This is a genomic window from Streptomyces sp. NPDC043908, from assembly GCF_056435525.1.
On record NZ_JBWKEI010000027.1, the window covers coordinates 1 to 12,369 of the forward strand.

Sequence of the window (12,369 nt, forward strand, 5' to 3'; positions counted from 1 at the left end):
CTTCCTTCGTTTCCGACTCTATCAGACTCTTTCGTGTCCGATTTCCCTGTCGGCGGGATTCGCTTTCCAGGATTTCGCTTTCGCGTTTCCCTTTCCGGCGACTCCGACTTTATCAGAAGATCCGAGTCGGAATTTCCCTTCCGTTCGGCTTCCCTGACCCCGCGTCATGGACGCGGGAGGTACATGAAGGTACCGGGTTCCCGTCTGGAGGAGATGTAAACGTACTGGAGCGGAGCGCCCCGATGCAAATCGGGGTGCCCCGCTCCGGGCGTACGCCGTCAGTACCCGACGGGTCGTCAGACCTCGACGACCACAGGGAGGATCATCGGGCGGCGGCGGTAGGTGTCCGAGACCCACTTGCCGACCGAGCGGCGGATCAGCTGCTGGAGCTGGTGCGGCTCGACGACGCCGTCCTGGGCGGACTTGTTCAGCGCCTCCTCGATCTTCGAGACCACGGGGCTGAAGGCCGAGTCCTCGATGCCGGAACCGCGCGCCTGGATCGTCGGACCGCTCACGATCTTGCCGCTCGACGCGTCGAAGACGACGAAGACGGAGATGATGCCCTCGTCCCCGAGGATGCGACGGTCCTTGAGCGAGGACTCGGTGACGTCGCCGACCGAGAGGCCGTCCACGTACACGTAACCGGCCTGGACCTTGCCGACGATCTTCGCGGCGCCGTCGACCAGGTCGACGACCACGCCGTCCTCGGCGATGACGATGTGGTTCTTCGGGACGCCGGTGAGCGCTCCGAGCTCCGCGTTCGCCCGCAGGTGGCGCCATTCGCCGTGGACCGGCATCAGGTTCTTCGGCTTGCAGATGTTGTAGAAGTACAGCAGCTCGCCGGCCGAGGCGTGGCCCGAGACGTGCACCTTGGCGTTGCCCTTGTGGACGACGTTCGCGCCCCAGCGGGTCAGGCCGTTGATGACGCGGTAGACCGCGTTCTCGTTGCCCGGGATCAGGGACGACGCGAGGATCACCGTGTCGCCCGGGACGATCCGGATCTGGTGGTCGCGGTTGGCCATGCGGGACAGCGCGGCCATGGGCTCGCCCTGCGAACCGGTGCAGACCAGCACGACCTCGTCGTCCGGCAGGTCGTCGAGCGTCTTGACGTCCACGACCAGGCCCGCGGGGACCCGCAGATAGCCGAGGTCGCGCGCGATGCCCATGTTGCGGACCATCGAGCGGCCGACGAAGGCGACCCGGCGGCCGTACTCGTGGGCGGCGTCGAGGATCTGCTGGATGCGGTGCACGTGGCTGGCGAAGCTGGCCACGATGATCCGCTTGTCGGCGTTCGCGAACACGTTGCGCAGGACGTTGGAGATGTCCCGCTCCGGCGGTACGAAGCCGGGGACCTCGGCGTTGGTGGAGTCGGAGAGGAGGAGGTCGATGCCCTCCTCGCTCAGCCGCGCGAACGCGTGCAGGTCCGTGAGGCGCCCGTCGAGCGGGAGCTGGTCCATCTTGAAGTCGCCGGTGGCGACGGCCAGGCCCGCGGGGGTGCGGATGGCCACCGCGAGGGCGTCCGGGATGGAGTGGTTGACGGCGATGAACTCGCAGTCGAAGGGGCCCAGGCGCTCGCGGTCGCCCTCGACGACCTCCAGCGTGTAGGGGCGGATGCGGTGCTCCTGGAGCTTCGCCTCGATGAGCGCGAGGGTCAGCTTGGAGCCGATCAGCGGGATGTCCGGCTTCTCGCGCAGGAGGTACGGGACGCCGCCGATGTGGTCCTCGTGGCCGTGCGTGAGCACGATGCCCTCGACGTCGTCGAGGCGGTCCCTGATGCTGCTGAAGTCCGGCAGGATCAGGTCGACGCCGGGCTGCTCCTCCTCGGGGAAGAGCACGCCGCAGTCGACGATGAGCAGGCGGCCGCCGTACTCGAAGACCGTCATGTTCCGGCCGATCTCGCCCAGACCACCGAGCGGCGTGACGCGCAGGCCGTTCTTGGGGAGCTTCGGCGGGGTACCGAGTTCAGGATGCGGATGACTCAAAAGACTCTCCTCACCACGCACGCCACGTACCGGTAGGGCACGTGGCGCGCATGACATTCGTGCACTTGCTGTTGTCTGTTTCGTTCTTCGTATTCAGTTGTGAAGTCTGTGGTGACAGCTTTACCCCGTAGGAGCTAAAGCTGTACCCCGCCGGCCGCGAGATCGACCTTGAGCTGGGCGGTCTCCTCCGCCGTCAGGTCGATCATCGGCAGGCGCAGCGGGCCGCCCGGCAGTCCCTGGAGGGCCAGGGCCGCCTTGGTGGTGATCACTCCCTGGGTACGGAACATGCCCGTGTACACCGGGAGCAGCCGCTGGTGGATCTCCGTTGCCTTCTGGACGTTGCCCGAGAGGTGGGCGTCGAGGAGCGCGCGCAGCTCGGGGGTGACCACATGGCCGACGACCGAGACGAAGCCGACCGCGCCGACCGAGAGCAGCGGCAGGTTGAGCATGTCGTCGCCGGAGTACCAGGCGAGGCCGGAGCGGGCGATGGCCCAGCTGGCACGGCCGAGGTCGCCCTTGGCGTCCTTGTTGGCGACGATACGCGGGTGCTCGGCGAGGCGCACGAGGGTTTCGGTGTCGATCGGGACACCGCTGCGGCCGGGGATGTCGTAGAGCATCACCGGGAGCTCGGTGGCGTCGGCGATGGCCGAGAAGTGCCGGTACAGGCCCTCCTGGGGGGGCTTGTTGTAGTACGGCGTCACGGCGAGCAGGCCGTGTGCGCCGGCGCGCTCGGCCGTACGTGCCAGCTCCAGGGTGTGACGCGTGTCATTGGTGCCGATGCCGGCGACGACGTGGGCCCGGTCTCCGACCGCTTCCCGTACGGCCCGTACGAGCTGGTCTTTCTCCGCGTCGCTGGTGGTCGGGGACTCGCCGGTGGTGCCGTTGACGATCAGTCCGTCGTTGCCTGCGTCGACCAGGTGGACGGCGAGCCGCTGGGCGCCGTCGAGGTCGAGTGCGCCGTCCGCCGTGAAGGGCGTGACCATGGCGGTGAGGACCCGCCCGAAGGGGGTCTGCGGAGTGGAGATCGGAGCCATGGGTAACACGCTACTCGCTGCTCAGCGCCGGGTGTCCCCTCGGGGGACGTGGCAGAGGGAGCCCGGCACTGCCTGCTCGGGGGTTCAAGCAGTGCCGGGTCCGTTTGATCAGCCTAGATGAACTTCACGAAACGCCGCAATACGGACACTTTGCGCGAGGTATTCGCACATCCGTGCCCGTACGGGCGGATTCGCGCCACTTACGGGGCGACGCGGCCGTTGGCGTTGAAGGCGGCGTAGGTGAGGGGCATGAGCTTCGCCCAGTGCTCCTCCATCTTCTCGCCGACCATCTCGATCTCCCGCTGCGGGAACGACGGCACCTTCGCCTGCTCGTGCTGGGTGCGCAGACCCAGGAAGTGCATCAGGGAGCGGGCGTTGCACGTCGCGTACATCGACGAGAACAGGCCGACCGGGAGCACCGCGCGGGCGACCTCGCGGGCGACGCCGGCCGCCAGCATCTCCTGGTACGCCTCGTACGCCTGGCGGTAGGAGTCCTCCATCGCGCGGGCGGTCAGCTCCTGCTGGGCCTCGGTGCCCTCGACGAACTCGTACTTCCCGGGGCGGCCCTGCTGGACGAGCCTGCGGTCGGCCCCCGGCACGTAGAACACCGGCTGGAGCTCCCGGTAGCGGCCCGACTCCTCGTTGTACGACCAGCCCACCCGGTGCCGCATGAACTCGCGGAAGACGAAGATCGGGGCGCTGATGAAGAACGTCATCGAGTTGTGCTCGAAGGGGCTGCCGTGCCGGTCCCGCATCAGGTAGTTGATCAGGCCGCGGGAGCGCTCGGGGTCCTTCTGGAGCTCCTCCAGGGACTGCTCGCCGGCGGTCGAGACGCGGGCCGCCCAGAGGACGTCGGAGTCGCCCGCGGTGTGCTTCACCAGCTCGACGGTGACGTCACTGCGGAAGCTGGGCTTGAGGTCTGCGGCGGGGGTGTCGGTCACCGGCGGGTCCTTCCAGTTGGTACGGCGGCGACCACTCTACGGCCCGGCACCGACAACGCCCGCCCTGACGATCCGTCACAGAATTGTTCGGCCAATTCGGGGAATTCGGGCACCAATCCTCAACTCCGTGCGTCTGTACCAGTAGACGCACCACAGTTCGAGCACCCCACCAGAGACAGCCCCGCAGACTGACCCACAGACAAGGAGAAGCCCCTCATGTTCCGCCGGCGTGAGCCCGTCCCCTTCGCGTTCGTCGCCGATGCCGACCGCTTCCGCAGCAACGTCACCCCGCCGCCCCGCGAGCGCGCCGGTGCCGGCCGCATAGTGGGCCGTACGCTGATCGGGCTGACCGTGGCCGCCGGGCTCGCGGGCTCGCTCCTGTTCGGCATGCCCGCGCTCCAGCCCAGCCAGTCGCCGACCCACATCCAGCAGCCGCAGGCGGCGGACGGCCGCTGACCCGGGCCCCTCCCCCATCGCCCGAATGGCGTGGAAGGCACCCCCATGGCCCCCCGGAAGTGGTCGTCCGACGGCCTCCTGGGTAGCCTCACCGGGCACAGCAATCGAGCGTGCTTGTGAGTGAGGATCAGTCGTGCCCCTGCCCTTCCTGACGGCCGACCGCGCATTCGACGCGACCGAGGACGACATCGCGCTGCCCTTCGACGACCACGACCGCTGGCGGCGCCCCTACCGGCCGGGCCCCTACCGGGTCGCCGCGGCTGCCGTGCTGCTGCTCCTGGCCTCGTTCGTGCTGCTCGCCTCCGTGATCATCGCGTTCACGGGCGGTCCCGTCGAGGCGCTCGTGGTGCTGGTCGTCGCGCTCCTGGTGATCGCGTCGGCGCTGCGGATGCTGCGGATGGGCGTCTGGGTCAGCCGGGCCGGGCTGCGGCGCGTCCGCTTCCTGACCACCGCCACGGTGCCGTGGCCGCAGATCGAGAACGTACGGACGGTGCAGCAGCCCGTGCGGTGGCTCGGGCTGCCCAGGACCGTGCAGGGCCAGGCGCTGCTCGTCAGCAGGAGCGCCGGCGCCCCGCTCGGCGCGCTGCTCACCGACCACGACGCGGACTTCCTCGCGCGCGTCGAGGCGTTCGACCGGGCCGCCGACACGGTCGAGGCCTGGGCCGCGGAGTACGGGCGCGTCTGACCGCGGGCCGGAGCCCGCGGAGTACGGGCGCGCTCCGGGCTAGTCCGCCTCCCGCAGCGAGATCGCCCGCTGCATGGCCTTGCGGGCGCGCGGGGTGTCGCGGGCGTCCTGGTAGGCCACGGCGAGGCGGAACCAGCAGCGCCAGTCGTTCGGCGCGTCCTCCGTCTCGGCCTTGCGGCGGGCGAAGACCTCGTCCGCCGAGTCGCGGTCGATCCGGCCCGCCGGGGTGCGGACCAGCTCGTCCACCGGAAGGCCGCCCTCGGCCTCCAGTTCGGCGGCGAGGGCGTTGGCCCGGGTCACGAAGCGGGTGTTGGCCCAGAGGAACCAGATGCCGATCAGCGGCAGCACCAGGACGGCGAGCCCCATGGTGACGGTGATCAGCTTGCCGTCCTGGATGAGCATCACGCCCCGGCTGCCGACCAGGACGAAGTAGAAGACCAGGACGGCGGCCGTGACGAAGTAAGTGATCTTTGCGCGCATGACCGGCAGTCCAGCTCAGTTCAGGTCGAGGAAGTGTTCCAGGCCGAAGGTCAGGCCGGGAGTGGTCACCACGCGGCGCGCGCCGAGCAGGATGCCCGGCATGAAGCTGCTGTGGTGGAGCGAATCATGACGGATCGTCAGTGTCTCGCCCTCGGCGCCCAGGAGGACCTCCTGGTGCGCCAGCAGACCGCGCAGCCGGACCGCGTGGACGGGGACGCCGTCGACGTCCGCGCCGCGCGCCCCCTCCAGCGCGGTCGCCGTGGCGTCCGGCGCGGGACCGACGCCCGCCTCCGCGCGGGCCGCCGCGATGAGCTGCGCGGTGCGCGTGGCGGTGCCGGAGGGCGCGTCCACCTTGTTGGGGTGGTGCAGCTCCACGACCTCCACCGACTCGAAGTAGGGGGCCGCGAGCTGCGCGAACTTCATGGTCAGGACGGCGCCGATGGAGAAGTTCGGCGCGATGAGCACACCGGTGGACGGCGAGCCGTCCAGCCAGGTGGTGAGCTGCGCGAGGCGGTCCTCGGTCCAGCCGGTGGTGCCGACGACCGCGTGGATGCCGTGGCGCACGCAGAAGTCGAGGTTGCCCATCACCGAGGCGGGCGTGGTCAGCTCGACCACGACCTCGGCGCCCGCCTCGGCGAGCGCCTCCAGCTTGTCGCCCCGGCCCAGGGCCGCCACCAGCTCCATGTCCTCGGCCGCTTCCACGGCCCGTACCGCTTCGGAACCGATGCGGCCCTTGGCGCCGAGAACCGCCACGCGCAGCTTGCTCATCTTGCTTCCTCACGTCCTTGCGTACAGGTACGTACGGGTTGCGTACGGGTCAGGAGACCGCTTCGTGGAGGCGGTCGGCCTGCTTGTCCTTCAGCGGGCCGATGACGGACAGCGAGGGACGCCGGCCCAGCACATCACGGGCCACCTCGCTGACGTCGTCCGGGGTGACCGCGGCTATCTTGGCCAGCATGTCGTCGACCGACATGTGGGTGCCCCAGCACAGCTCGCTCTTGCCGATGCGGTTCATCAGCGCGCCGGTGTCCTCCAGGCCGAGGACGGTCGAGCCGGAGAGCTGGCCGATCGCGCGGCCGATCTCCTCGTCCGACAGCCCCTCGGAGGCGACCCGGTCCAGTTCGTCCCGGCAGATCTTCAGGACGTCGTGGACCTGGCTGGGCCGGCAGCCCGCGTACACGCCGAACAGACCACAGTCGGCGAAGCCCGAGGTGTACGAGTACACGCTGTAGGCGAGGCCGCGCTTCTCCCGTACTTCCTGGAAGAGGCGGGACGACATCCCGCCGCCCAGGGCCGTGTTCAGCACGCTGAGCGCCCAGCGGCGCTCGTCGGTGCGGGCCAGGCCCGGCATGCCGAGGACGACGTGCGCCTGCTCGGTGCGGCGGTTGAGGAGTTCCACCCGGCCGGCCGTCTTCAGGGTGCGGACGCCGTCGCGCGGGGCGACCGGGACCGCGTCCGTCCGCGTCAGCGCGCCGGCCTTCTCGAAGGCCCTGCGCACCTGGCGTACGACGGTGGCGTGGTCGACGTTGCCGGCGGCGGCCACGACCAGGTGGCGCGGGTCGTAGTGCTTCTTGTAGAAGCGGGCGACCTGCGACCGGGTCAGCGCGTTGATCGTGTCGACGGTGCCGAGGACCGGGCGGCCCAGCGGGGTGTCGCCGAGCATGGTGTGCGCGAACAGGTCGTGCACGCAGTCGCCCGGGTCGTCCTCCGTCATCGCGATCTCTTCGAGGATGACACCGCGCTCGGCGTCCACGTCCTCTTCGAGGATGAGGGAGCCGCTCAGCATGTCGCAGACGACGTCGATCGCCAGCGGCAGGTCGGTGTCGAGCACGCGTGCGTAGTAGCAGGTGTACTCCTTCGCCGTGAAGGCGTTCATCTCGCCGCCGACCGCGTCGATCGCGGCGGAGATGTCGAGGGCGCTGCGCTTGCGCGTGCCCTTGAACAGGAGGTGCTCCAGGTAGTGCGTGGCGCCGTTGAGCGTGGGCGTCTCGTCACGGGAGCCGACCTGGACCCAGATGCCGAAGGTCGCCGACCGTACGGAGGGCAGGGTCTCGGTGACGACGCGCAGGCCGCCGGGGAGGGTCGTACGGCGGACGGTGCCGATGCCGCCCGCGCCCTGGAGAAGCGTTTGGGTACGGGCGACGGCCCGCGCCTCCGAGGAGGTGCGGGCCGTCGCCTTGGAGCTACGGGACGTCACTTGTCGGTGTCGTCCTTCGTCTCGTCGCCCTCTTCACCCTCGACGACCGGGATCAGGGAGAGCTTGCCGCGGGAGTCGATCTCGGCGATCTCGACCTGCACCTTGGCGCCGACCGCGAGCACGTCCTCGACGTTCTCCACGCGCTTGCCACCGGCGAGCTTGCGGATCTGCGAGATGTGCAGCAGACCGTCCTTGCCGGGCATCAGGGAGACGAAGGCACCGAAGGTGGTGGTCTTGACGACCGTACCCAGGTAGCGCTCGCCGACCTCCGGCATGGTCGGGTTGGCGATCGCGTTGATCGTGGCGCGGGCGGCCTCGGCCTGCGAGCCGACCTGGGCACCGATGTAGATGGTGCCGTCGTCCTCGATCGTGATCTCGGCGCCGGTGTCCTCCTGGATCTGGTTGATCATCTTGCCCTTGGGGCCGATGACCTCACCGATCTTGTCCACCGGGATCTTGACGGTGATGATCCGCGGGGCGTTCGGGGACATCTCGTCCGGCGTGTCGATCGCTTCCATCATCACGTCGAGGATGTGGAGGCGGGCGTCGCGGGCCTGCTTGAGGGCCGCGGCCAGGACGGAGGCCGGGATGCCGTCCAGCTTGGTGTCGAGCTGGAGGGCGGTGACGAACTCCTTCGTACCGGCGACCTTGAAGTCCATGTCGCCGAACGCGTCCTCCGCACCGAGGATGTCGGTGAGGGCGACGTAGTGCGTCTTGCCGTCGATCTCCTGGGAGATCAGGCCCATGGCGATACCGGCGACGGGGGCCTTGAGCGGCACACCGGCGTTCAGCAGCGACATGGTGGAGGCGCAGACCGAGCCCATCGACGTCGAGCCGTTGGAGCCGAGGGCCTCGGACACCTGGCGGATCGCGTAGGGGAACTCCTCGCGCGTCGGCAGCACCGGCACGATGGCGCGCTCGGCGAGCGCGCCGTGGCCGATCTCGCGGCGCTTGGGCGAGCCCACGCGGCCGGTCTCACCGACGGAGTACGGCGGGAAGTTGTAGTTGTGCATGTAGCGCTTGCGGGTCACCGGGGAGAGGGTGTCCAGCTGCTGCTCCATACGGAGCATGTTGAGGGTGGTGACGCCCAGGATCTGGGTCTCGCCACGCTCGAACAGCGCCGAGCCGTGCACGCGCGGGATGGCCTCGACCTCGGCGGCCAGGGTACGGATGTCCGTGATCCCGCGGCCGTCGATGCGGACCTTGTCCTTGATGACGCGCTCGCGGACCAGCTTCTTGGTCAGCGCGCGGTACGCGGCGGAGATCTCCTTCTCGCGGCCCTCGAAGGCCGGCAGGAGCTTCTCGGCGGCCAGCTCCTTGACGCGGTCCAGCTCGGCCTCGCGGTCCAGCTTGCCCGCGATGGTCAGCGCCTGGGCGAGCTCGCCCTTGACCGCGGCGGTGAGCGCCTCCAGGACGTCGTCCTGGTAGTCGAGGAAGACCGGGAACTCGCCGGTCGGCTTGGCGGCCTTGGCGGCGAGCTCGGCCTGGGCCTTGCAGAGCACCTTGATGAAGGGCTTCGCGGCGTCCAGACCGGCGGCGACGACCTCCTCGGTCGGCGCCTCGGCGCCGCCCTTGACGAGCTGGATCGTCTTCTCGGTGGCCTCGGCCTCGACCATCATGATCGCGACGTCGCCGTCCTCGAGGGCGCGACCGGCGACGACCATGTCGAAGACGGCGTCCTCGAGCTCGGTGTGCGTCGGGAAGGCCACCCACTGGCCGCGGATCAGCGCGACGCGGACGCCGCCGATCGGGCCGGAGAAGGGCAGGCCGGCCAGCTGCGTGGAGCAGGAGGCGGCGTTGATGGCGACCACGTCGTACAGGTGGTCGGGGTTGAGCGCCATGATCGTGGCGACGACCTGGATCTCGTTGCGCAGGCCCTTCTTGAAGGACGGGCGCAGCGGGCGGTCGATCAGCCGGCAGGTGAGGATGGCGTCCTCGGAGGGGCGGCCCTCACGGCGGAAGAAGGAGCCGGGGATCTTGCCGGCCGCGTACATCCGCTCCTCGACGTCCACCGTCAGGGGGAAGAAGTCGAGCTGGTCCTTGGGCTTCTTGGACGCGGTCGTGGCCGAGAGGACCATCGTGTCGTCGTCCAGGTACGCGACGGCGGAGCCGGCGGCCTGCTTGGCCAGGCGGCCCGTCTCGAAGCGGATGGTGCGGGTGCCGAAGGAACCGTTGTCGATGACGGCCTCGGCGTAGTGGGTCTCGTTCTCCACCAGTGGTTTCTCCATACTCATCGTCTTTCGTCCCCGGGCCCGTGTGGCGGGGGGACGGTCAGCGGAGAAGCGCTCCTGTGCTGCGGGCCGGTCTTCGATCGAAGCATCCGGGGGCGTTCTCTCCCCGGAGGCCACTACCGAGGACCGGCGGCGGGAGGAGGCTTCTCCCTCATTATTCCGTGGTGCGTTGTACGACCAGACTACTGAGCGTCCGGTACGTCGCGCACGTACAGCAAAGGGAGCGGCCCCCTAATAGGTGGGAACCGCTCCCTTCACGGCGACTTACTTGGCGCCGCCGGCCGCACCGCGGCGGATGCCCAGGCGGTCGACCAGCGCACGGAAGCGCTGGATGTCCTTCTTGGCCAGGTACTGCAGCAGGCGGCGGCGCTGGCCGACCAGGATCAGCAGACCACGACGGGAGTGGTGGTCGTGCTTGTGGGTCTTGAGGTGCTCGGTCAGGTCCGAGATGCGGCGGGAGAGCATGGCGACCTGGACCTCGGGGGAGCCGGTGTCGCCCTCCTTCTGGCCGAACTCGGACATGATCTGCTTCTTCGTAGCGGCGTCGAGCGACACGCGGTACTCCTCGTAGTCTTGATGTGCCACCGAGTGCCCCTGGTCTTGGTCTCAGGGGAGCTTCCGTTACTCGGGAGGCGGGGATCCGCTGGGCGCAGCCTCCAGAAGAGATCCGGAGACGCGTACACAAACGGCCGTCACACAGCGTACCAGTACGCCGGGACTCGTCCGATCGGGGGTCCCCCGCCCCCCGGGCGTGTCCCCGGGGCGCCGGTACGGGCCGGTCAGCCGCTGGTGAGCGAGCGGGCCCGGTCGAAGACGTCCAGGACGGCCAGGCAGAGCGGGACCAGCGAGAGCAGCACGGCGCCCTCGGCGAGGTCGAGGGTACGGCCCCAGAACGGCGAGAGGCCCTTCTTGGGGATGACCAGGCCGATCGCGGTGATCAGGGCGGCGCCGGCGGCGACGGCCGCGGAGAGCCAGATCGTACGGATGTCGAGGGAGCCGCGGTCGCCGTAGCGGACGAAGTCGTACAGCAGGTCGCCGGGCGGGTTCAGGGACAGGCCGAGGACCAGCAGGGCGATCGCGGCGATCCCGGCCACCAGGACGCAGACGACCTGCGAGGTGTAGCGGAACAGACGCGCGCGCAGCAGCATGGCGAGCCCGGCCGCGAGGGCGAGGAGCTGGCCGTAGACGCTGTGCGAGAAGCCGAGCACGGCGGCGGAGCCGACCACGGTGGCGGCGCAGCCCCCGACCAGGCCGAGCAGCATCTCGTGGCCGCGCCGGGCCTGGGCGGCGATCCGCTCGGCGTCGACGGGGCGGGCGTCGGGGGCGGCGCTGGGCTCGGCGCCGAAGTCGTCGGCGGCGGCGCTGCGCGGCGAGGCGTACCCGATGGGGAGCCTGGCGAAGCGGGCGGACAGGCCCGGCAGGAAGGCGACCAGGCCGATGGCGACCGGGGCGCAGACCGCGGCCGTCCGGGTGGCGCTGGACTCGGTGAGGATGGCCACGAAGGTGGCGAGGGTGCCGGTGGCGGCGAGGAAGGTGGCCGCCACGAACGGGGCGTCGCCACTCGGGGTCAGCACCACCAGGGACACCGAGGCGACTAGGACGGTGACGCAGCCGAGCAGGAACTGGAGCTTGCCGGGTCCGTCGCCGCTGTCGGGGCCGATGATGCCGGAGCCCGCGATCAGCAGCAGCGGCAGCGCGCCCAGGCCCAGGGCCACGGCGCTGGCGCGGTCGGAGTAGACCCGGGCCCGCACGCCGGCGAAGGCGGTGAGCAGCAGGCCGGCGGAGCCCGCGATGATGCCGGGCAGGCCGTGCATGTCGTGGTCGACGGGATCGGCGTACCAGAGGACGAAGCCCATCAGGACGAGCAGCAGGACGCCGCCGGCCAGGCCCGCCCAGCGCAGCAGGTCGTCGCTCCACAGGTGGCGGTCGCGGGTGACGGCGGAGGCGACGGCGTCCGAGACGTCGTCGAAGACGGCGGGCGGCAGCGACTCGGCGAAGGGGCGCAGGCTGAGCAGCTCCCCGTCGAGGACCTGCTGGGCGGCGAGGGTGCGGGCGCCGTCGAGGACGGTGCCGTCGCGGCGCACCAGGTGGTAGCCGGTGGGCGCCCCCGCGGGCTGGGTCTGCCCGGTGAGCCGGAGGATCTCCGGATAGACGTCGGCGACGGCGATGTCCTCCGGGAGGGCCACATCGATGCGACTGTCGGGCGCCACCACCGTGACCCGGCAGAAGCCTGTCGCTGCGGTCGTACTCACGTCCTCGGACCCCCTGATTCGCGGTTGCGCACACTGCGCGCGCCACCCTACCGGGCTCCGGTGTCACAGGCTGCAAGTAGGATCACCGTCGCGCGGAGGGAGCCCCTGAAA

At 69.9% G+C, this 12,369-nt stretch carries 11 protein-coding genes; 2 read left to right on the forward strand and 9 right to left on the reverse strand.

Annotated elements, in window-relative coordinates; all coding sequences use genetic code 11:
• Positions 1–296: 296 nt before the first annotated feature.
• From AC069K_RS34510 to thyX, 3 genes are all read right to left on the reverse strand, one after another.
• On the reverse strand, positions 297–1,982 hold the full coding sequence (locus AC069K_RS34510; RefSeq protein ID WP_358836855.1) for a ribonuclease J: 1,686 nt from the start codon (positions 1,980–1,982) through the stop codon (positions 297–299).
• Positions 1,983–2,116: 134 nt separating this feature from the next.
• Positions 2,117–3,016 (reverse strand): 4-hydroxy-tetrahydrodipicolinate synthase, encoded by a 900-nt coding sequence (gene dapA, locus AC069K_RS34515; RefSeq protein WP_478622693.1) that lies wholly within the window; start codon positions 3,014–3,016, stop codon positions 2,117–2,119.
• 200 nt (positions 3,017–3,216) lie between these two features.
• Positions 3,217–3,957, reverse strand: coding sequence for an FAD-dependent thymidylate synthase (thyX, locus tag AC069K_RS34520; protein WP_358836853.1), 741 nt, complete (start codon positions 3,955–3,957; stop codon positions 3,217–3,219).
• Between the two features lie 216 nt (positions 3,958–4,173).
• Between thyX and AC069K_RS34525 the strand changes: the two genes are divergently transcribed.
• Both AC069K_RS34525 and AC069K_RS34530 read left to right on the forward strand, forming a co-directional pair.
• Positions 4,174–4,413, forward strand: coding sequence for a hypothetical protein (locus AC069K_RS34525; protein WP_365111111.1), 240 nt, complete (start codon positions 4,174–4,176; stop codon positions 4,411–4,413).
• A 133-nt stretch (positions 4,414–4,546) separates the two neighbouring features.
• On the forward strand, positions 4,547–5,098 hold the full coding sequence (locus AC069K_RS34530; RefSeq protein ID WP_365111113.1) for a hypothetical protein: 552 nt from the start codon (positions 4,547–4,549) through the stop codon (positions 5,096–5,098).
• A gap of 39 nt (positions 5,099–5,137) precedes the next feature.
• Here the strand turns inward: AC069K_RS34530 and AC069K_RS34535 are convergent, their stop codons facing one another.
• The 6 genes from AC069K_RS34535 to eccD all read right to left on the reverse strand — a co-directional run bounded on the left by AC069K_RS34535 (position 5,138) and on the right by eccD (position 12,258).
• Positions 5,138–5,578: a tetratricopeptide repeat protein gene (locus AC069K_RS34535; protein ID WP_358836850.1), complete on the reverse strand. Its 441-nt coding sequence runs from the start codon at positions 5,576–5,578 to the stop codon at positions 5,138–5,140.
• 15 nt (positions 5,579–5,593) lie between these two features.
• Positions 5,594–6,346 carry a 4-hydroxy-tetrahydrodipicolinate reductase gene (gene dapB / locus AC069K_RS34540; RefSeq protein ID WP_358836849.1) on the reverse strand — a complete coding sequence of 251 codons (753 nt, stop codon included), beginning with the start codon at positions 6,344–6,346 and terminating at the stop codon, positions 5,594–5,596.
• A 49-nt stretch (positions 6,347–6,395) separates the two neighbouring features.
• A complete protein-coding gene (locus tag AC069K_RS34545; RefSeq protein WP_358991593.1) occupies positions 6,396–7,775 on the reverse strand; it encodes a M16 family metallopeptidase in 1,380 nt (459 codons plus the stop codon).
• Entirely contained in the window at positions 7,772–9,988 is a 2,217-nt protein-coding gene (locus AC069K_RS34550) for a polyribonucleotide nucleotidyltransferase (protein ID WP_365111164.1), read from the reverse strand. The genes AC069K_RS34545 and AC069K_RS34550 overlap by 4 nt, the downstream gene beginning before the upstream one ends.
• A gap of 282 nt (positions 9,989–10,270) precedes the next feature.
• Positions 10,271–10,561: a 30S ribosomal protein S15 gene (gene rpsO / locus AC069K_RS34555; RefSeq protein ID WP_067164948.1), complete on the reverse strand. Its 291-nt coding sequence runs from the start codon at positions 10,559–10,561 to the stop codon at positions 10,271–10,273.
• Positions 10,562–10,785: 224 nt separating this feature from the next.
• Positions 10,786–12,258 (reverse strand): type VII secretion integral membrane protein EccD, encoded by a 1,473-nt coding sequence (gene eccD / locus AC069K_RS34560; RefSeq protein WP_478622697.1) that lies wholly within the window; start codon positions 12,256–12,258, stop codon positions 10,786–10,788.
• Positions 12,259–12,369 lie beyond the last annotated feature (111 nt).